The organism is Acidovorax sp. SUPP950 (genome assembly GCF_030158935.1).
GTDB lineage: Bacteria > Pseudomonadota > Gammaproteobacteria > Burkholderiales > Burkholderiaceae_C > Paracidovorax.
This window is the reverse complement of the sequence record NZ_BQXE01000012.1, coordinates 56108-76136: the sequence shown is the minus strand read 5'-3', so window position 1 is coordinate 76136 and position 20029 is coordinate 56108. Positions and strand designations below refer to the sequence as shown.

The window sequence follows — 20029 nt, the reverse complement described above, 5'->3', positions numbered from 1 at the left end:
GGTCACAACTCAAAACCAACCTTTCTTGTCAGACTCTCCGAACAACTCAGTCATCCGTCTCACCTGCCAAGCCCGCAAGTATAGACCACTTTCCTCACCCCCGTAGGAGAAAGATGACAAAAAATTGCAACGTGCCTTGTCGCAGCTGTCTTGCGCTTCCGTGAGCGCGAAGCCGGATAATTCCGTCGATATGGCACTTCTCACCTTAATTAACGCCCAACTGGCTTTCGGTCATGTTGCACTGCTAGATCACGCTGGATTTTCCCTGGAAGCCAGCGAACGCGTCGGACTGATAGGGCGTAACGGAGCAGGAAAGTCATCGCTATTGAAAATCTTGGGCAGTCTTGCCAAGCCCGATGATGGCTCCTTACAAATCCAACAGGGAATTCGAATCGCCTACGTAGCTCAGGAGCCGGCCTTAGAGATGGAGGCCAGTGTTTTCGCTGCGGCCTCAGAAGGGCTGCGCGAAGTAGCAGAGATAAGAGATCTTTACCTCTCTGGCGAGCCAGGATTGGACCTCAATGCGCTGCAGTCGCAGATCGAGGCGTACGACGCTTGGAACTGGGAGCAGCGGGTCGAAGAAACCTTGCAGCGACTTAGGCTAGACCCCCACTCGATCGTAGGCACTCTGTCTGGCGGTACGAAAAAACGAGTCGCCCTTGCACAGGCGTTGGTGGCAAGACCGGATGTTCTGCTACTGGACGAGCCGACCAATCACCTCGATCTGGACTCCATTGAATGGCTAGAAGATTTATTGATTGATTTTAAAGGCAGCGTCATCACGATCACCCACGATCGTTCATTCCTGGACAGAGTGGCCACACGGATTGTGGAACTCGATCGAGGGCAACTCCGATCGTATCCGGGAAACTTCGCCCAGTACGTGCTTCAGAAGGGTGAGCAGCTTGCCCAGGAGGCCGTCGTCTCGGCCAAGGCCGACAAGTTGCTCGCTCAAGAGGAAATTTGGGTACGCAAGGGTGTTGAAGCCCGAAGAACTCGCAGTCAAAGCCGCATCGGACGCCTTGAGGCCCTCAGGGCTGACCGCAGTGCTCGGAGAGAGGTCCTAGGCAGCGTCAAGATGGATATTGCCTCCGGTGCCCAAAATGGCTATCAAGGCAAGATCGTTGCGGAGTTGTCTGACGTCAGCAAATCTTTCGGAGGCAAAGTCATTGTCAACGGTTTTTCTGGAACGATCCTCCGTGGCGACAAAGTGGGCTTGATTGGCCCCAATGGCGCAGGAAAAACCACTTTGCTCAAGCTCATCCTAGGTGAGCTGGCTCAAGATGAGGGCACCGTTCGGCGCGGAAGCAATCTGCAGGTAGCGTACTTTGATCAGATGCGACATGCGATCAACCTCGACGCGACCCTTGAAGACTTCATCAGCCCTGGCAGCGAATGGATCGAGATTGGCAAGCAACGCAAGCATGTCAAAAGTTACCTCAGCGATTTCCTTTTTTCCCCTGCCAGGGCTCACTCACCCGTCCGCTCACTTTCGGGAGGAGAGCGCAACCGACTGCTTTTGGCCCGCCTCTTCGCCCGTCCTGCCAATGTGCTGGTGCTCGACGAGCCAACGAATGACTTAGATATTGACACGCTGGATCTTCTGGAGGAACTACTTCAGACGTATGACGGCACCGTCTTCCTCGTAAGCCACGATCGGACCTTCCTTGACAATGTGGTGACCAGCACCATTGCATATGAAGGAAACGGGCTCTGGCGTGAGTACGAAGGCAGTGTTCAAGACTGGCTGATCCAGTCCCGACGCAGTAGGCAGCTCAATCCCACGTCTTTGCCACCCTCCAAGGCGGCAACTGAGCGAAATGACAAGGTGGATTTAGAGGAAAAGCCAGCACATCTTCCCAAGAAGAAGTTGAGCTACAAAGAGCAACGGGAACTTGAACAGCTCCCAAATCAAATTGCAACACTAGAGACAGAGCAACAGTCAATCCAGTCAGCACTGGCTGACGGTTCCTTATATGCCAAAGATGGTGCACGAGCGGCCGCCCTCCATGCAAGGGAGGGAGAGATCGAAAATCAGCTGATGATTGCGCTGGAGCGCTGGAGCGCTTTGTCGTCCTAACTCCCTGTCCTCTTACGCACCGATACCTAGATGCGATGGTGCAATCGATCGGTTGCGCCACGCAGCTTAGCGATCAAAGCCGGTGCAATCTGCGTCAAAGGCAAAACCTCATCTGCAGCGCCATGTGCAATGGCTTCCCGTGGCATACCGAAAACGATGCAACTTGCCTCGTCCTGCACATAGTTGTAACTGCCAGCATCCTTCATCTCGCGCATCGCGGCGGCGCCATCATTTCCCATGCCGGTCAGCATGATGCCGAAAACATTGCGCCCCGCGACCCCGGCAGCCGACTTGAACAGAACCTCCACCGAAGGCTTGTGCCGATTGACGGGAGGACCATCGTCCACCACGGCCACATAGTTGGCTCCGCTGCGGGCGATATGAAACTGCTTTCCTCCCGGCGCTATGTAGGCATGACCGGGCAAGATACGTTCTCCATTGGTTGCTTCTTTCACTGTGATCTGGCACAAGCCGTTGAGTCTGGCTGCGAAGCTTGTGGTGAAACCTGGAGGCATGTGCTGTGTGATCACGATCGCGGGCGAGTCTGCAGGCATCTGCATCAGCACTTCGCGAATAGCCTCTGTTCCACCAGTGGATGCACCGATGCAAATCAGCTTTTCCGTCGACAAACGGCCCAGCAATGTGGTCGTATGCGTCGGAGCATGTGCCCCATCTACAGAACCAGTTGCTGGAGAGTGCGAACGGGTTGGGCTCTGCACCGGCGCTCTTCGGACCTGTGCGACAGCGGCCACCCGAATCTTCTCAACGATCTGGGTCGCCAATTCATTCAGACCACTGGAAAGGCCGACCCGGGGTTTGGCAACGAAGTCAACCGCTCCCAGTTCGAGCGCCTTCATAGTGACTTCAGCCCCTCGCTCCGTGAGCGTGGAAATCATCACCACGGGCATGGGCCGAAGTCGCATCAGTCGCCCTAGAAAATCAATCCCGTCCATGCGCGGCATCTCGACGTCTAGGGTAATGACATCGGGGTTCATTTCGCGAATCATTTCGCGCGCAATCAGAGGATCGTTGGCGGTTCCAATGCACTCCATGTCCCGCTGGCGATTGATGATTTCGGCCAAAAGACTGCGCACCAACGCCGAATCATCCACAACGATCACCCGGATCTTCCTGCTCATTCCCTCATGTCCTTGTTCATTTCTCAAAAGAGGTCCACTGATCCACCTGCGGTCGCTTTGGCAACCGTCGCAGCGTTGCCGCGAACTTCCTGCTCCACCAGTGTCTCTGGATGCGCATGGGCGAGCCGCTTCACCATCGCTTTTCCTGTCACCGGAAAGAAAACGACCTTGCGAGGATAGATATCGAGCACATCTTCCGAAACAATCGGGATTCGCTCTGTCTGGAGATAGTTGAGCACAAAGTTGGTGTTGCGCTCCCCCACATTCATCGTGGTGAAGTTATGCATCACCTGCGCCCCACCAAATATCTTGGCCTGCATGCTTTCCCGGCGAGCTCCAAGTTTCAGCATTTCGTTGATCAGCAACTCCATGGCATACGAGCCATAGCGGCCGGATACATCGGACGAATCGCCATCGGGCAACATGAAGTGATTCATACCGCCGACGCGGCTGCGGCTGTCCCACAGGCAAGCTGCAATGCATGAGCCGAGCACGGTCATGATCACCAGATTTTCATCCGAGACGAAATACTCCCCGGGGAGCACTTTGACCGCATTGTGCTGAAAATGATGATCAAAAAAGAAAAATGAGGCCTCTCCCGGACGACGGGCCTGCGCCTTCAGCTCTGGCAACGTTGATTGCCTCGCGGCGGCGGCCGGAGCGCCAGTGTAAATATCGGCACTGAGCGGCGCAATTCGCGGCGCACGACGCCGCTCTACTGTTCCACCATAGGCGGACGGAGGTGCGCCAGACGGAGGGGGAAAGCCAGGGCGGGTATTGGTCATGTGGACTCTTGCGGAAGACTATCGGTCAACGGCGCTCATACACGGTCTTGCCGCGCAAAGTGAAAAGGTCACGGGACTCGCTGAAGTTTTCAGCATGCCCGACAAACAGCATGCCGCCCGGTTTCAATACGCGATGGATGCGCTCCAGAACCTTGCGCTGAGTGGGCGCATCGAAATAGATCATGACATTACGGCAAAAAACGACATCGAACGGCTCCCGAAAAGGCCAGTCGTCGCGGATGAGATTCACGCTCAGGAAATCGATGCTTCGGCGCAACTCAGGTTTTGCACGTGCAAACCCGGCATTTGAGGCCTTGCCCCGCAAGAAGAATCGTTGAAGGCGTTCAGGACTCAACCCTTTCACGCTGTCCAGGCGGTACACCCCCTCGGCTGCCGTAGCCAACACCCGGGAATCGATATCGCTGGCCGTTAATTTGAACGAGCCGTTACTGCTCAACGACTCCATGGCTGTCATCACGATGGAATATGGTTCTTCCCCGGTGGATGCAGCGTTGCACCACACACTCCACGGGCCAGCAGGCCGTGTGCGCAGGAGATTGGCCAGAATCTCAAAGTGGTGCTGCTCCCGGAAGAACGCAGTCAGATTGGTCGTGAGCGCATTCACGAACTCCTGCCACTCTGGGCCATCATGGGTTTCCAGCCAGCTCAGATATTCGTGAAAGCTTGTATGCCCGGTATCGCGCAACCGCCGCGACAAGCGGCTGTAGACCATTGCATGTTTGCCATCGTGCAAGCTGATGCCAGCTCGCTGATAAATGAGCGCTTGGACACGTGAAAAATCTGCGTTGGTCCAGACGAATTCTCTCCCTTGGGCCAAAGGCCCCGATGTAGGCGAAACCGCTGGTGATTCCGCCACGCCTCGCGCAGAAGGGGGATGACTGGAGGTCTGGCGCATGTTGCTTTTCACTTCGAGAGGTCGGTGGTCCACAGGCCAGTGGTTACAGATGCAGCCACATCGATTCCTAAACCGTTGCGTGGCTGCGAGATGTCGGTCTCACTCGTTGGCGGAGACCAAACCCATGTCCATGCTAGCCATGAGTTTCTCGATGTCCAACAGGATGAGCATGCGCTCACCCACCGAGCCCAGGCCGACGATGCAGTTGGTGTCGATGGTGCTTTCCACCTCCGGAGCAACGCGTATCTGATCGGAATTCAGTTCCATGACGTCACTCACCGAGTCCACCACGATCCCGACAACCCGGTTACGCAGATTCAGGATGATGACCACCGTGAAACTGTTGTATTCCGCTTTGGAACAGCTGAACTTCAGCCGCATGTCAACGATGGGAACGATTGTGCCGCGCAGATTTGTCACGCCCTTGATGAAGTCTGGCGCATTGGCAATGCGTGTCGGCGGCTCATAGCCGCGGATCTCCTGCACCTTCAGGATGTCGATCCCATACTCCTCTTGATCCAGCCGGAAAGTCAAATACTCCCGGGCGCCAGAGACAGCCGCTTCATTGGTTTTTTCCATCACTCCAGCCATAGGGCTCTCCTTATATCAACGGGTCGCGGGCTCAGTGGCGAGCGCGCCGCACCAAAGCACCTGTGTCCAGGATGAGTGCCACAGTTCCGTCCCCGAGAATGGTGGCGCCGGAAACATTGGGCACTTTGCGATAGTTGGTTTCCAGGTTCTTCACAACGACTTGGTGTTGACCGAGCAACTCATCCACCAACAATGCAACCCGGCTGCCATCTGCCTCGACAACCACCATGATGTTGCTGGATTTGCTTTGGTCCAGGCGGGGGACTTGAAATGTTTTCTCCAGGGCAATGACGGGCATGTATTCATCCCGCACCTTGACCAACTGAGATCCTTGCGCAACTGTATTGACATCGTCGGGATTGACCTGGAACGACTCCACGACAGAAGACAGCGGAAGGATGTAGACCTCTTCACCCACCCCTACGGACATGCCATCCATGATCGCCAGTGTCAGCGGTAACCGCACGGACACGCGCATGCCATACCCTTCGGCAGAATCGATTTCCACCGACCCGTTGAGTGCAGCGATATTCCGCTTTACCACATCCATACCGACCCCGCGCCCCGAGACGTCGGTCACTTCATCAGCAGTGGAGAAGCCTGGCGCGAAAATCAGTCCCCACACATCCGCATCGGTCATCTGGTCAGAGACATCCAGCCCCCGCTCTCTGGCTTTTCGCATGATTTTCTCGCGAGAAAGACCTCGACCATCATCGCGCACTTCAATCACGATGGAGCCGCCTTGATGCGAGGCGGACAACGTGATCGTTCCATGCTCGGACTTCCCTGCAGCAAGCCGGTCAGCAGGCATTTCAATGCCATGGTCACAGCTGTTCCGAACCAAATGCGTCAATGGGTCGGTGATTTTTTCGACCAGGCTCTTGTCCAGTTCGGTGGCTTCACCCAAGGTGACCATCTCGACTTTCTTGCCCAGCTTGTTGGCCAAGTCCCTGAGCATCCGAGGAAAGCGGCTGAACACGATCGACATGGGAATCATGCGGATCGACATCACGGACTCTTGCAAATCCCGTGTGTTGCGATCCAGATCGGCCAACCCCGCCAGCAACTGTTGATAGGCCCCCGCATCAAGGCCGCGGCTGTTCTGCGCCAACATGGCCTGGGTGATCACCAATTCGCCGACCAGATTGATCAACTGGTCAACCTTGTTCACTGCTACACGAATGGTGGTGGACTCCATCTGCGCTTGGCTGACCGCCTTGGGCTCCGCAGCGCGGGCTGCGGCTGCAGGCTGCTTGGCAGACGGGGCATCCGACACATTTGCAACGGCCACCTCCGTCCGATCGCTCGGCATACCAGGGGAACCGTTGAAGAATCCATAGGGTGCTTCCGTGGACACCTCGCCCGCTTGCAGCAGGGCTGCTTCCGGATCAGCTTCCACACTGGCCGAACCGTCTTCTACACCGATCCTGACCTGGTCTTTCGACACATGGAAGGCGAACAGATCCAGCAGGTCGTCGTTGGTGGAAGTCGTCTCGACCGCGAACAGCCGGACACCCTGCTCTTCAGAAGGAAAGTCACGAATGGAACCGAGGCCGGGAATATCGCGGAACAATTCCTTGATCGCGTCAGCCTGTTCCAAACGCTCCAGCGGACCGATACGGATCTCGAGAGAGCGCGCGCTGCCCGGTGAGGCTGCCGCAGCGGGAATGGATGGGACAGGCGTGACTGGAGCTGGCGCAGGCACAGGAGCCGGCGCTGGCGGCGGGGGGGGAGGCGCCACGGCCGCCACAGGTTCGGCAGGAACATTGCCGGCAGCCAATTCACTGATTCGGCGAACCAGTTCTGCAGTGGATACGGCTTCGCCTTGTCCTCCCGCCTGATGCCTGGCCAGCAGACTGCGGGACGCATCGGCAGACTCCAGCAGCACATCCACCATTTGGGGAATGGGCTGCAATTCATGGCGCCGCAAGCGATCCAGCAGCGATTCCATTTGGTGGGTCAGCTCTGCAACATCGGAGAATCCGAAGGTTGCAGCCCCTCCCTTGATGGAATGCGCGCAACGGAAAATACCGTTCAATTCTTCGTCATTGGCCGCACTCAGATCCAGGTCCAGGAGCATGTGCTCCATCTGGTCCAGGTTCTCTCCTGCCTCTTCGAAGAAGATCTGATAGAACTGACTGAGATCGAAGTCCGCGCCACCGCCCGCGCCTTCTTGATAGGTATCCGCCATTAGGGGCTCCAGTACTTAGGTTATCTGCGCGCGATGGCGTTAGCGAATGACTTTTTGAATCACTTCGATCAAGCGGTTCGGATCGAAAGGTTTGACCAACCAGCCTGTGGCGCCAGCGGAACGTCCCGCCTGCTTCATCTGATCGCTTGACTCGGTGGTGAGGATCAGAATGGGTATGGTCTTGAACCGGGGGTGCTCACGCAGCTTGCGGGTCAAGCCGATTCCATCGAGCCTCGGCATATTCTGGTCGGCCAGCACCAGATGGATATCGTGGGTTTCGGCCTTTTCGAGCGCGTCTTGCCCGTCGACCGCTTCCACCACGTGGTACCCCGCCCCGGTCAGGGTGAAGGACACCATCTTTCGCATGGACGGTGAATCATCAACGGCAAGAATCGATTGCATGTAGGGCTCCACTCACTTGAATATATAAGGTAACCAATTACGGGCGCGTGCTCAGAACAGGTCGATTGATCCTGCATCCATTTCGCTCTGCGTGACAGGATTGGGACGGTCGGGGGCCATTTCAGCGAAGGGCGCGGCTTCTTCGCCCTCTTCGGTGCCCATGGCTTCGGAGGCCAGACGGAAAGCGCATCCTTGGAGCACCTTTGTGGTGTGCCAAATCAGCTGGGAGGCCATGTCCTGAAATTGCAGCTCAGTGACGGCACTGCGCAATGCTGTCCGCAGCGCGGCGAGTTCCGCCGAATCGCCAACCACATCGTCGGTCAACGCACCGTTGGCTTCGCCGAAGCGTGCCAGCAGATTGTCGGTCGCATGGCTGAGCAGGCCTTCCAGTCGGTGCAGATCATGCATGACGACCAACAAGGAGTCTTGCAATTCTGCAGCAACCATGACTGGCACTTGAACCCCTGGGCCGCCAGGGCTAGTTAGCGTAGATTGCATCGTTTCTCCAGAACTGCAAGCGGCTGCAGGGCAAACAAATTCCAATTCGGCAAGACGCTGGTGGCGGAATCCACTGGCAAAGACGTCCCATGCAAACCATTCTCTCGACTTTCCTCGATCACCGCCGCACGGGACAAACACCCTTGTTTGTTCCAATATGTATCCTATGATAGCGTTCCCCATGCCATCAGGAGTAACGGATCAACCCTTGCGCATCCTGCATTTAGAAGATTCTGTAGCGGATCATGAGTTGGCTTGCATTACGTTGCGCCGCGCCAACGTGGTGTATGAAATCCACCACGTGGACACACTGCCATCGTTCATAGCGCAACTCGATGCAGAGCCTTTCAATCTGATCCTTGCGGACTACCGCCTGCCTGGCTTCACTGCGCTGGACGCTTGGAGTGTGGTGGCACAGCGGGAGCCCCACCCGCCCTTCGTTTTGCTGTCTGGCGCCATCGGCGAGGCAGCGGCCGTGGATGCAATGCGGCTGGGCATTGCGGACTACCTTCTCAAAGACGACATGGCGAGGTTGCCGCATGTCATTGACCGCGCCATCGAAGTGCACGAGGCTCGGCGCGCGAGGGAGAAAGCCACGGCGGATCTGGCTGCGTCCGAAAGGCGGCTGGCAGAACTCACCGAGCATCTGCAAAGCTCGATCGAAAAAGAACGGGCCGCGATTGCCCGCGAGATCCACGATGACATTGGTGGTGCACTGAGTGCCGTTCGCTTCGATGTGGGCTGGATCAGCCGGCATGCCAAGGACGACGGGACCCAGGCCCACGCGGCGGCCGCCACCGAGATGCTGCAGCACGCCATTGAGGCAAGTCAGCGCATCATGATGAACCTGCGCCCCCCCATCCTGGACCAGGGCTTGGTGGCTGCAGTGCAATGGCTGGCGGAAAGTTTCGAGCGGCGCACTGGTATTCCCACCCGGGTTCTTACCAACAAGGACACAATCCACGTGGACGCAGCCATTCAGCTGGTGGCTTACCGCGCGGCACAGGAAGCCCTGACCAATGTCTTCAAATATGCCGAAGCACGGCATGTCTCTGTCGACCTGTCGGACAGTGAGGGCGTGCTGACACTGGAAGTCACCGACGACGGCCGAGGCATGGAGCCCGCCATGCGGGAGAAGCCCAAATCATTCGGTCTCAAGGGCCTTCAAGAGCGAGCGCGCACCGTGGGAGGATGGCTCGACATCAGCAGCCATCCCGGCCGCGGAACCGCCGTCATCCTGTCGGTGCCGCTGACACCCCAAAATATTTCAGAGGAGGCACCATGATCCAGGTCGTACTGTGTGATGACCATGCGGTCCTGCGGCGGGGCATCCGTGACACGCTCTCGGAAGCACCGGACATTCAGGTGACCGGCGAGGCCGGCGGCTACTCCGAACTGAGGGAGGTATTGCGCACCGCGCCCTGCGACGTGCTGCTGCTTGATCTGAACATGCCCGGCCGCAGTGGCCTGGAGGTGCTCGCCAGCCTGCGCGAGACGGACTCCGCCGTCAAGGTACTGGTTGTATCGATGTATCCCGAGGACCAGTATGCGCTGCGGTGCTTGCGAGCGGGCGCACAGGGCTATGCCAACAAAGCGGGCGATCCCGTGGAGTTGATCGAAGCCGTGCGCACCGTGATGAAAGGCCGCAAGTACCTCACCCCGGAAGTGGCGCAGATGCTGGCGGACAGCCTGGCGCAGCCGAGTCCCGAGTTGCCCCACGAAGCGTTGTCGGAGAGGGAATTGCAGACCCTGGTCAAGATAGCGTCCGGAAGGCGCCTGTCGGACATCGCGGAAGAACTGATGCTGAGCCCGAAAACGGTCAGTGTCTACCGGTCTCGCGTGTTGGAAAAACTCAAGCTCACCAACAACGCGGAACTGACGGTGTACGCCATTCGAAACCAGCTGGTCTGAATGCCAGGCCGTCTACCGCTGTGAAGCGAAAAGATCGATGGATTGCTGCATCAACGCCATGACGGGCTGCTCGAGCATGGGCAGGGTCGCCGCGATGCCCAGAAGGCCCACGGTCAGCGTCACGGGAAAGCCCACCGCATAGATGTTCATCTGCGGCGCCACGCGCGAGATGATGCCCATGGCCATGTTCACGAACAGCAACAGGGCAATCATGGGCAAGGCGATCCACAGGGCGCTGGAAAAGAGCGAAGCACCCAGATCATGCAATCGCAACTGGCCCAGGGCCTGCATGAAATGGCCATTCACAGGAAAGCTGTCGAAGCTCTTGACCACCGCCATCAGCACCATCAGGTGGCCATTGATGACAACGAAGAGCAGCATGGCCATGTGCCCGAAAAACCGGGCCACGGCACTTACCTGCGTGTTGCTGGAGGGATCGAAGAACGATGCGAAGTTGAGACCCATCTGCAGTCCGATCACCTCGCCCGCCAGTTCCACCGCCGTAAATACGAGGCGCACCGCAAAGCCAATGGCGGCCCCCACGGCCAGTTGCTGGGCCACGGCACCCAGTGCCTCGCGCCCGTTGATGTTGATGATGGGCTGATCCGGTAGAGCGGCCTGCGCGCAAACCGAAATGAGGAAGGCCAGCCCGATCTTGGCCCGCATCGGAATCACGCGCATGGAGAATACTGGCGCCACCATGAACATGGCCAGGATGCGCAGGAAAGGCCACAGGATCGGCGACAGCCAAGCCACCAGTTGGGCCTCTGAAAACGTGATCACGACACGACCGACGGAATGGATTCGATGGTTCTGCGGATGAAGTCCACGAGCGAAGTGATCATCCAGGGGCCGGCGATGGCGAACACCACCATGGCAGCAATCAGCTTGGGCACGAAGGCGAGCGTGGCCTCATTGATCTGCGTCACCGCCTGAAAGATGCTGACGAGCAGACCCACCACCATGACCACGCCCAGCACCGGCATCGAAATCATCAGCAGCAAGGTCAGGGCGTCTCGCCCCATCGTCAAAACCATTTGCGAGGTCATGCGGGCTCCTCAGGTGGCGAAACTGGCGGCCAGGGAACCGATCAGCAGATTCCAGCCGTCCGCCAGCACGAACAGCATGAGCTTGAACGGCAATGCGACCAGCACGGGCGACAGCATCATCATGCCCAGGGACATCAGGATGCTGGAAACCACCATGTCGATGACCAGGAACGGTATGAAGATCATGAACCCGATCTGGAACGCCGATTTGAGCTCGCTGGTCACGAATGCCGGCACCAGTACGCGAAGGGGCGCGGTTTCCGCCGTGGCCCCTGCATCGAGCTTGGCCAGGCGGGCGAACAGTGCGAAGTCGGACTGGCGCGTCTGCTTGAGCATGAAGCCGCGCATGGGGGCCTCCGCCTTCTCCAGCGCCTGCTCGAACGTGATGGTGTTCGACGTATAGGGCACGTAGGCGTCCTGGTACACGCGATCAAAGGTGGGTCCCATCACGAAGAACGTGAGAAACAGCGACAGGCCCACGATCACCTGGTTCGGCGGTGCCGATTGGGTGCCGATGGCCTGGCGCAGCAGTGACAGCACGATCACGATACGGGTGAAGCCCGTCATCATGAGCAGCACTGCCGGCAAAAATGACAGGGCCGTGAAGAACAGCAGCGTCTGAATGGGCACCGAAAAGCTCGCGCCCGCGTTGCCCGAACCGACCAGCACGGGCAACGAACCCGGTGCCGCTTGTGCAAGTGCCGCCGGAGCGAAAACCGTGGCGGCAACCGCCAACGCCCACCCGCTCCAGGCGCGACGGCGATCAGCCATGGGGCGCCTCTTGCCCCCGCAACCTGGCTGCGGCCACCTCATCGGCAAAGGACGGCGCAGGAATCGCGCCCCGGGGCGCTCCGGCAGACACGGAAGGGTCGATCACATGCAGGCACCGGATCTGCTGCGCCGTGACCCCCAGGACCAGCCAGGTCCGCTGGTGCTCCGGCCCCACTTCCACCGTGATCACGCGCTGCTGCGGCCCGATACCCACGGTGGAGACCACCTTGGACGCGGCGCTCGCCGCCACTCCCGGCCCGCCACCCTGGCGTTGCTGCATGCGGCGGATCCACCAGGGCAGCGTGGCAATGGCCGCCACGAAGAGTACGACGATGACCAGCGTCTGCGTCATGTTGCCGCCCGCGCTATCCACGGCTGACCCTTCGCAGGCGTTCCGACGGCGTGACCACATCGGTCAGGCGGATACCGAACTTGTCGTTCACCACCACCACCTCGCCCTGGGCGATGAGATAGCCATTGACCAGCACGTCCATGGGCTCGCCGGCCAACGCGTCCAGTTCGACCACCGAGCCTTGCGCCAGCTGGAGGATGTACTTGATCGGCACCTTGGTTCGGCCCAGCTCCACCGACAGCTGCACCGGAATGTCCAGCACCATGTTGATGTCGTTGACCGGAGAGTCCGAGTTGGCCGAGAAAGGCCGCACCGGGTCGCCAGCCAGGGGGCCGCCCTGGTCCGCAGCAGGCTCGTCCGTGCGCTTTTGCTCTTCCAGCGCCTCGGCCCAGCCGGCAAACGGATCGTCCGCGCTGGCGTCCTTGTTGTCGTTGTCGCCTTCAGTTGACATTCTTTTCTCCCAGCCAGCTCAGATCGGAATTGCGCAGGCATTCCTCGATCCGGATGGCGTATTTCGCGTTGTGCGTGCCGTACTGGCACTCAAAAATGGGCACGCCTCCGATGGAGGCACGGATACGGGGTTCGCGGTCGAGTTCGATGAAATCGCCGGGCTTCATGGCCAGCAACTGCTCCACCGTGGCATCGGCCTTGGCCAGTTCCGCCACCAGCGTCACCTCTGCGGCCTGGATTTCCCGCGTGAGCACACGCACCCACCGGCGGTCCACTTCGATGGAGTCGCCCTGCGTGGACGAATACAGCACATCGCGGATGGGCTCCAGCGTCGCATAGGGCATGCAGATATGAATCGCGCCGGACAGGTCCCCGATCTCCAGCTGGAACGCCGTGGAGACCACGATTTCGCTGGGGGTCGCGATGTTGGCGAACTGTGGCTGCATTTCCGACCGCTGGTACTCCAGTTCGAGCGGATAGATGCCGTGCCATGCCTTTTTGTACTCGGCGCAGATCACATCGACCAGGCGGTTGATGACCCGCTGCTCGGTCGGAGAAAAGTCCCGCCCTTCGATGCGGGTCTGGAACTTGCCCACGCCGCCATACAGCGTGTCGATGATGCCGAACACCAGGGACGGCTCGCACACGATCAGCCCGCTGCCACGCAGCGGACGGATGGCAACGATGTTGAAGTTGGTCGGCACCGCCAGCTCGCGCAGGAAAGCGCTGTAACGCTGCACCGACACCGTGCCCACCGAGATTTCCGGGCTGCGCCGGATGAAATTGAACAGGCCGATGCGGAAGTTGCGCGCGAACCGCTCGTTGACGATTTCCATCGTCGGCATCCGGCCGCGCACGATGCGCTCCTGGCTGGAGATGTCGTAATTGCGGACCGCTCCGGTCTCGGCCACTTCCTCGACCGACTTCTGGCTCTCACCCGTGACACCCTCCAAAAGGGCATCGACCTCTTCCTGCGACAGAAATGAATCACTCATGGCAGTCTCCTGTCGCCGTCACTGGATGATGAAACTGGAGAAAAGGACTTGCCGCACAGGATTCGTATCAGCGGCAGGCTTGGCACGTGGTGCCTCTTCTTCGTCCTCCACCTCCTGGCTGGCGGGGCGCTTGCGGGGCTTGGGCACCGTGTATCCCAAGGGCTTGGAGACTTCGCGCCGGATGTCGGTCGCCAGTTTTTCCTTGCCTTCGCGGCCCAGCAACTCCTCGGAGGTGCGCTGCGACACCAGCATCAGGATAGCGCTGCGGATGCTCGGCAGGTAGAGCTTGACCTGCTCTGCCGTTTTCGCATCGGCCAGTTCCAGCGTGAGACCGATCTGGGCGAATCGCTCTCCACCGGTATCAGCCAAGTTCACGACCATGTTGTCGATGGGCAGGAAGGTGGGTGCCACCTTGGGCGCTGCCGGAGCGTGGGGGCGGGCCTCCGCGCCCTCTTCGTCTTCGGCGTGGCTGCGGCTGCTCATGATGAACCAGGCCGCGCCTGCACCAGCGATGACCAGCAGGGCAACGACCACACCGATGATGAGCATCTTCTTGCTCTTGGCCTTGGGTGGCGCTGCGGCGGCAGGATTGGCAGACACGTTGGGATTCCTTGCGCAACAAATTCAGGACAGGGCGGCACAGCGAGGGCCGCACAGGCGGCACACCTCATTCGATGTCCCATTATTGGGCGTCCCGGCTTTCGATAATAGCCAGAATAAAAGCCCAAAACCATGGCTTTCAGCCTCCTAGGGCGGCGCTTCGTCCAGAACCGATGCGGGATGTCGGCCCACCCGGGCATGCCGCCCGCGGCCATTCTTCGGCCCGGTGCGCCTGGGCCGGCTCGCGTTCAGGCAAAGACGTCCAGCGCGCGGGCGGAACCCGAAGGGCTCTTCACGGCCACGCCCGCTCCCGAGCCCACGCCGACGGCGGCCTGCACCTGGGCGTGCCGTGCCGGTCCGTCGCGGTCCGAAGCGGGGCGGCGGCCGTCGCTGCCCGAAGCCCCTGCACCGTCGCTACCCGACTGCCCCACGGTGACACCGGACAACTCCAGCCCCTCGCTGCGCAACAGATCCCGCAGTTGCGCCGCGCTGGAGTCCAGCCATTCGCGGGTGTTGGCTTGGTCACTGCGGAACGTGACATGCGCTTCATTGCCCGACAGCGACACCATGACCTCCACGGGCTGGCCTTCACGATCGATGGTGAGTTCGGCGTTCTGTGTTTTCTGGTGCACCCAGTAGGCGACCTGTTCGGCGATCTGGTCCTCCACCCCCACCTGGGATGGGTCGGCCAGCACACCTGAGCCATCGTTGGCCACCGGCGCGTCGCTCAGGGAAAAGCCCATTCCGGACTCCGCTCCGGAAGCGCCACCCCGTGACGATTGCCCATCGGAGGCCCCGGACTCCATGCCACGCTCCGAAGAGCGCAACGCCACCGCTTCGGCCAGCGCGCCAGCGACCGGCACAGCCGCACCCAGGGCATCCTGCGGTGCCCGCGCCAATGCCGGCCCCCCGGCGGCGCCCGCTCCATCGCGTCGGTCCGGCGCCAAGGCAGCGACCGCTGCGGTCAATGCGCCAGGCATCTCTGCCGAAGCCGGCTTCCTGTCTTCCTTGCCCAGCGCATTGCGCAGGCCGGCAGCACCCGTTCCTGCCGCGGATGGGTCCACGCCCAAACCGGCAGCGGAGGAACCCGCAGCCGCCGAAAGGCGCGCCTGCAGGCCCTTATGAGGCGTGCTGCCAGGGACCACCGGTGCAGCCGCATCGGACAGATCCGTTGCACGGTCCATCCAGGCCGTCTGTCCGACCAGGCTGCCCGAGTCCATCAGGCCGTTGAATCCATTGGCCCAGGCGCCCGTTCCAGCGTTGTCGCCCAACACCCGGCCCAGCGGTTGGCCCAGCATGCCCTGCTGCGCACCAGCCTGTGCCAGGATCTGCCCCTGGCCTTGGGGCAGCTGGGTAGGAAATTGCCCCCCCTGCAGCGCCGCCAGTGCGGCAGGGTCCAACGGCAGTGCACCGGCTTCGCCGGCCTGCAGCCAGGTGGCCTGGGCCGCGCTTGGATCGGCCGGCAGGGCCCCTGCGGTGCCATCCCCGAATGCAGTGGTATCCATGGCGGCCAGCAGCAGGGAGAAGCCACCCTGCCCCGCGGCCTGCTGCGTAGCATCCTGCGCCGCGCCGGCCTTGCCGGCGGCACGCGCGCCGCGCGTCTCGTGGGTCGTGTGCGAGCTGTTGATGCGTGTCGGTTCCATGTTCACCACTCCTTCGGCCCCTGCTGGCCCTGGGTTGCGTTTTCCTTGCCGAATTGCAGCGCAGCGCGCTCATCGGTTTGCTTCTGATCGCGACGCGCCTGAAGCTTGTCCATCTCGCGGCGCCGTTTCTCGACCACTTTCCTCAATGCCGACAGCCGCAACTCGGCCGCCAGCACGGCACGGGTGGCATGTTCCACGCGCCCGGCCTGATCGCCCACCACCCCGGTCTGCAGGCCGACCGCATGGGCGAGCCGGTCCATGAACTGGTAGTGGTGGTACATGACTTCGGGCTTGACGGTGGTGTCGGCCTGCGCCCCCCAGCGTCCCTGGGTTTCCAGCGCGTAGCCTTCCAGTTGCTGCAGTTGGGCCTGCGATGCCTGGCGGGCGCGCTGCGCGTCCTGAAGCACCTGCCGTGCCTCGTCGCGCTTGCGCTCGGCCATTTCGACGGCCACCAGAAAAGCATTCAGCGAAGACATGGTCGGTTCACCCCTGGCCCATCAATGGTTGAGCACCGCGCCCATGAAGCCCAGGCTTTCGCCCATGGGCGCCGCTTCGAACATGTTCTGCTGCAAAAAGTCCGCCATGGCGGGCTGCAGCCGGATGGCTTCGTCCAGCGCCGGGTCGGAGCCGCTCATGTAGGCGCCCACCTGGATCAGGTCACGGCTCTTCTGGTAGCGCGAATACACCGCGCGGAACCGCCGGGCCAGTTCAAAATGCTCCCGCGACACCACGTTGTGCATCACGCGCGAGGCCGACTGCTCGATGTCGATGGCCGGAAAGTGCCCCGTTTCCGCCAGCGCGCGGGACAGCACGATGTGCCCGTCCAAAATGGCGCGCGCCGCATCGGCGATCGGGTCCTGCTGGTCATCGCCTTCGGACAGCACTGTGTAGAAGGCCGTGATGGAGCCCACCCCGTGCAATCCGTTGCCGCTGCGCTCCACCAGAGCCGGCAGCTTGGCAAAGCAGCTGGGCGGGTAACCCTTGGTGGCGGGCGGCTCGCCGATGGCCAGCGCGATCTCGCGCTGCGCCATGGCATAGCGGGTAAGCGAATCCATCAGCAGCAGCACGTGCTTGCCCTTGTCGCGAAAGTGCTCCGCAATCGCCGTGGCGTACGCGGCGCCCTGCATGCGCAGCAGCGGCGGCGCATCGGCCGGCGCCGCCACCACGACGGCGCGACCCCGGTCTTCCTCTCCGAGGATGTCTTCCACGAATTCCTTGACCTCGCGGCCACGTTCGCCAATCAGGCCGACGACGATCACATCGGCCTGCGTGTAACGCGCCATCATCCCCAGCAGCACGCTCTTGCCCACGCCGGAGCCGGCGAACAGCCCCAGGCGCTGGCCGCGCCCCACGGTGAGCAGGGCGTTGATGGCACGCACGCCCGTGTCCAGGGTCTCGCGCACGGGATCGCGGTCCATGGCGTTGATCTGGCGCCGATCCATGGGCTCGGAATTCACGTTGACCACGGCACCGCCATGGTCCAGCGGAATGCCCTGGGAATCGATCACGCGTCCCAGCAGCCCGTCACCCATCGGCAGCCGCAGCACGCCGGCGGCCGGCGATGGCCGGGCGTCCTCGCCCAGCCTCGGCTGGGGCACATATGCCGCCGCAGGCACCACGCTGGCCCCGCTGGACAGCCCGTGGATGTCACCCGCCGGCATCAGGAAAGCGCGGTCGGCCGAGAACCCGACGACCTCCGCCAGCACCGGCTCGTGGCCAGGCATCTGCACCATGCACTGCGACCCCACGGGCACGCGGATGCCAACGGCCTCCAGCACCAGCCCCGTCAATCGGGTGAGCGTGCCGCGGGTTTCCAGGGGCGCGCCCTGCGCGACGCGGGCCCGCGCATCCGCCATGAAACGGCCCCAGGCCGTGTCCGCCGGGCTCTGGACATCGGCCCCAGCGGGTGCATCCGGCAACAGCGAAGTTTCAGGGAGGGTGTCAGCCATGGGCCTTCTCCCCTTCGGCATCCCAGGCGGACGCCAGGCCCAGCGCGGCGATCGCACGCTCCCAGCGCCGGCCCAGCGAGCCATCGATCACCGTCCCGGCCGACTCCACGAAGCAATCGCCTGCGGCCACGGCCGCATCGGGCAGCCACTGCACTTTGGCCCCCGCATAGGCTTCGCCCAGCGGTTTTTCAAGCACCTCCCAGTCGGCGGGATTCATGCGCACCGTGGCCGGGCGGCCTTCGGCGATCAGCATGCCCAGGGCTTCGCGCACCACGGGCAGCAAGGCCTGCGGCTGGCTCGACAGTTCCTGGCGGATCACCTGGCGAGCAATGTCGCAGGCCAGCTGCAGCACTTCCTGCGCGACATGCTGCTGCATGTGGACGAGGCTGGCCTGGGCCGCCTGCACCACCTGGTCCATCCGCTGCGCGACCTCCTGTCCCTGGCCGGCGATGTAGTCGTCCATGCGCTGCTGCCATTCCAGCCCGGCCTTTTCCTCGCCATGGGCTTGGCCCTGCTCGAAGCCCTCCTGCCGCGCTGCTTCCAGGGCGCTCAGGTGCGTGGCCTCGTCAAAGACGACTGGCAGGGGCTCCGGTTCGGGCTCTGGCGCCGGGGGCAGCAGGTCCGATCCGTCCACGGCGCCGAACTGCCACTGCGTCACCTCCCCGACCTCTTCGCTGGGGATGAACCGCGTGTAGCTGCGCGGGTTATACGAATGCGTCATCACCGCCGCCTCCGATCACGATCTGGCCTTCATCCGACAGGCGGCGAACGGTCTTGAGGATTTCCTTTTGCTGGGCCTCGACTTCGGACAGCCGCATCGGGCCACGCGACTCCAGGTCTTCGCGCATGGCCTCGGCGGCGCGCGATGACATGTTGGCCAGGAATTTCTCGCGCAGCTCGGGCACGGCGCCCTTGAGCGCCACGATGAGCGTTTCGGACGCCACTTCCTTGAGCACGGTCTGAATCGCACGGTCGTCGAGCTTGGCCACGTCGTCGAAGACGAACATCTTGTCCATGATCTTCTGGGCCAGGTCGGGGTCGTAGCCCCGGATCGACTCCAGCACCACGCTGTCCATGTTGGAGCCCAGCAAGTTGATGATCTCGGCCGCTGCCTTGACGCCGCCCAGCGAACTCTTGCGGATCTTGTCGCCACCCGCCAGCACCTTGAACAGCACCTCGTTGAGGTCCTTGAGCGCAGTGGGCTGGATGCCCTCCAGTGTGGCCACGCGCAGCAGCACCTCGCTGCGCTGGCGGTCGGTGAGCTGCATCAGCACGGCAGCGGCCTGCTCGGAATCCAGGTGCACCAGGATGGCAGCGACGATCTGCGGGTGCTCGTTGCGCAGCAGTTCGGCCACCGACAGCGGGTCCATCCACTTCAGGCTTTCGATGCCGGAAACGTCGCCGCCCTGGAGAATCCGGTCGATCAGCAACGCGGCCTTGTCGTCGCCCAGCGCGCGCTTGAGCACCGAGCGCACGTAGTTGCTGGTGTCGGACACCAGCAGGCTCTGCGCCGCGGCATCGCCGGAGAAGCGGTTGATGACCGAATCGACCTTCTCGCGCGAAACCGAGCGCATGCGGGCGATGGTCTCGCCCAGTTTCTGCACTTCCTTCGGCGACAGATGCTTGAAGACCTCGGCGGCTTCCTCTTCGCCGAGGGACATCAGCAAAATCGCAGCATCGTTCAGGCCTTGGTCATCCATGGAAAGC

The 20029-nt window shown here is 61.3% G+C and carries 22 protein-coding genes; 3 read left to right on the top strand and 19 right to left on the bottom strand.

The genetic code is table 11. From position 1 onward, the window contains the following. Positions 1-190 precede the first annotated feature (190 nt). Positions 191-2080, top strand: a complete 1890-nt coding sequence (locus AVME950_RS24105; protein WP_284431716.1) for an ATP-binding cassette domain-containing protein — start codon at positions 191-193, stop codon at positions 2078-2080. 26 nt (positions 2081-2106) lie between these two features. On the opposite strand, the gene AVME950_RS24100 is transcribed toward AVME950_RS24105, so the two are convergent. From AVME950_RS24100 to AVME950_RS24070, 7 genes are all read right to left on the bottom strand, one after another. After that, positions 2107-3219, bottom strand: a complete 1113-nt coding sequence (locus tag AVME950_RS24100) for a protein-glutamate methylesterase/protein-glutamine glutaminase (RefSeq protein ID WP_284431715.1) — start codon at positions 3217-3219, stop codon at positions 2107-2109. A gap of 23 nt (positions 3220-3242) precedes the next feature. Continuing rightward, a complete protein-coding gene (gene cheD / locus AVME950_RS24095) occupies positions 3243-4004 on the bottom strand; it encodes a chemoreceptor glutamine deamidase CheD (protein ID WP_284431714.1) in 762 nt (253 codons plus the stop codon). Between the two features lie 25 nt (positions 4005-4029). After that, positions 4030-4920 carry a CheR family methyltransferase gene (locus AVME950_RS24090; RefSeq protein WP_284431713.1) on the bottom strand — a complete coding sequence of 297 codons (891 nt, stop codon included), beginning with the start codon at positions 4918-4920 and terminating at the stop codon, positions 4030-4032. Between the two features lie 99 nt (positions 4921-5019). Then, entirely contained in the window at positions 5020-5511 is a 492-nt protein-coding gene (locus AVME950_RS24085; RefSeq protein ID WP_284431712.1) for a chemotaxis protein CheW, read from the bottom strand. Between the two features lie 31 nt (positions 5512-5542). Next, a complete protein-coding gene (locus AVME950_RS24080; protein WP_284431711.1) occupies positions 5543-7702 on the bottom strand; it encodes a chemotaxis protein CheW in 2160 nt (719 codons plus the stop codon). Between the two features lie 39 nt (positions 7703-7741). Beyond that, a complete protein-coding gene (locus tag AVME950_RS24075; RefSeq protein ID WP_092745705.1) occupies positions 7742-8104 on the bottom strand; it encodes a response regulator in 363 nt (120 codons plus the stop codon). A 51-nt stretch (positions 8105-8155) separates the two neighbouring features. Then, the gene (locus AVME950_RS24070; RefSeq protein ID WP_272565370.1) at positions 8156-8602 is read right to left on the bottom strand and encodes a hypothetical protein; all 447 of its coding nucleotides are present in this window, start codon (positions 8600-8602) and stop codon (positions 8156-8158) included. 166 nt (positions 8603-8768) lie between these two features. Between AVME950_RS24070 and AVME950_RS24065 the strand changes: the two genes are divergently transcribed. Together AVME950_RS24065 and AVME950_RS24060 are read left to right on the top strand one after the other, a co-directional pair. Next, positions 8769-9887 (top strand): hybrid sensor histidine kinase/response regulator, encoded by a 1119-nt coding sequence (locus AVME950_RS24065; RefSeq protein WP_372588183.1) that lies wholly within the window; start codon positions 8769-8771, stop codon positions 9885-9887. Then, positions 9884-10513 (top strand): response regulator, encoded by a 630-nt coding sequence (locus AVME950_RS24060; protein ID WP_284431709.1) that lies wholly within the window; start codon positions 9884-9886, stop codon positions 10511-10513. The genes AVME950_RS24065 and AVME950_RS24060 overlap by 4 nt, the downstream gene beginning before the upstream one ends. 12 nt (positions 10514-10525) lie before the next feature. Here the strand turns inward: AVME950_RS24060 and fliR are convergent, their stop codons facing one another. From fliR to fliG, 12 genes are all read right to left on the bottom strand, one after another. After that, positions 10526-11296 (bottom strand): flagellar biosynthetic protein FliR, encoded by a 771-nt coding sequence (fliR, locus tag AVME950_RS24055; RefSeq protein WP_272565373.1) that lies wholly within the window; start codon positions 11294-11296, stop codon positions 10526-10528. Next, positions 11293-11562, bottom strand: a complete 270-nt coding sequence (fliQ, locus tag AVME950_RS24050) for a flagellar biosynthesis protein FliQ (protein WP_272565375.1) — start codon at positions 11560-11562, stop codon at positions 11293-11295. Before fliQ ends, fliR begins: the two co-directional genes overlap by 4 nt. Before the next feature lie 9 nt (positions 11563-11571). Continuing rightward, positions 11572-12333 (bottom strand): flagellar type III secretion system pore protein FliP, encoded by a 762-nt coding sequence (gene fliP, locus AVME950_RS24045; RefSeq protein WP_284431708.1) that lies wholly within the window; start codon positions 12331-12333, stop codon positions 11572-11574. Next, positions 12326-12685: a FliO/MopB family protein gene (locus AVME950_RS24040; RefSeq protein WP_284431717.1), complete on the bottom strand. Its 360-nt coding sequence runs from the start codon at positions 12683-12685 to the stop codon at positions 12326-12328. The genes fliP and AVME950_RS24040 overlap by 8 nt, the downstream gene beginning before the upstream one ends. A 13-nt stretch (positions 12686-12698) precedes the next feature. Beyond that, a complete protein-coding gene (gene fliN, locus AVME950_RS24035; RefSeq protein WP_284407477.1) occupies positions 12699-13136 on the bottom strand; it encodes a flagellar motor switch protein FliN in 438 nt (145 codons plus the stop codon). Further along, on the bottom strand, positions 13126-14130 hold the full coding sequence (gene fliM, locus AVME950_RS24030; RefSeq protein WP_272565382.1) for a flagellar motor switch protein FliM: 1005 nt from the start codon (positions 14128-14130) through the stop codon (positions 13126-13128). The genes fliN and fliM overlap by 11 nt, the downstream gene beginning before the upstream one ends. An 18-nt stretch (positions 14131-14148) precedes the next feature. Next, complete coding sequence (locus tag AVME950_RS24025) at positions 14149-14730, bottom strand: flagellar basal body-associated FliL family protein (RefSeq protein ID WP_272565383.1); 582 nt, start codon at positions 14728-14730, stop codon at positions 14149-14151. Between the two features lie 248 nt (positions 14731-14978). Beyond that, a complete protein-coding gene (locus tag AVME950_RS24020; RefSeq protein WP_284431707.1) occupies positions 14979-16373 on the bottom strand; it encodes a flagellar hook-length control protein FliK in 1395 nt (464 codons plus the stop codon). A gap of 2 nt (positions 16374-16375) precedes the next feature. Continuing rightward, entirely contained in the window at positions 16376-16849 is a 474-nt protein-coding gene (fliJ, locus tag AVME950_RS24015; RefSeq protein WP_284414737.1) for a flagellar export protein FliJ, read from the bottom strand. A gap of 21 nt (positions 16850-16870) precedes the next feature. After that, positions 16871-18229 carry a flagellar protein export ATPase FliI gene (gene fliI / locus AVME950_RS24010; RefSeq protein ID WP_284402669.1) on the bottom strand — a complete coding sequence of 453 codons (1359 nt, stop codon included), beginning with the start codon at positions 18227-18229 and terminating at the stop codon, positions 16871-16873. Positions 18230-18314: 85 nt separating this feature from the next. Then, positions 18315-19043 (bottom strand): FliH/SctL family protein, encoded by a 729-nt coding sequence (locus AVME950_RS24005; protein WP_284414736.1) that lies wholly within the window; start codon positions 19041-19043, stop codon positions 18315-18317. Continuing rightward, positions 19027-20022 (bottom strand): flagellar motor switch protein FliG, encoded by a 996-nt coding sequence (fliG, locus tag AVME950_RS24000; protein ID WP_272565391.1) that lies wholly within the window; start codon positions 20020-20022, stop codon positions 19027-19029. The genes AVME950_RS24005 and fliG overlap by 17 nt, the downstream gene beginning before the upstream one ends. Between the last annotated feature and the right edge of the window lie 7 nt (positions 20023-20029).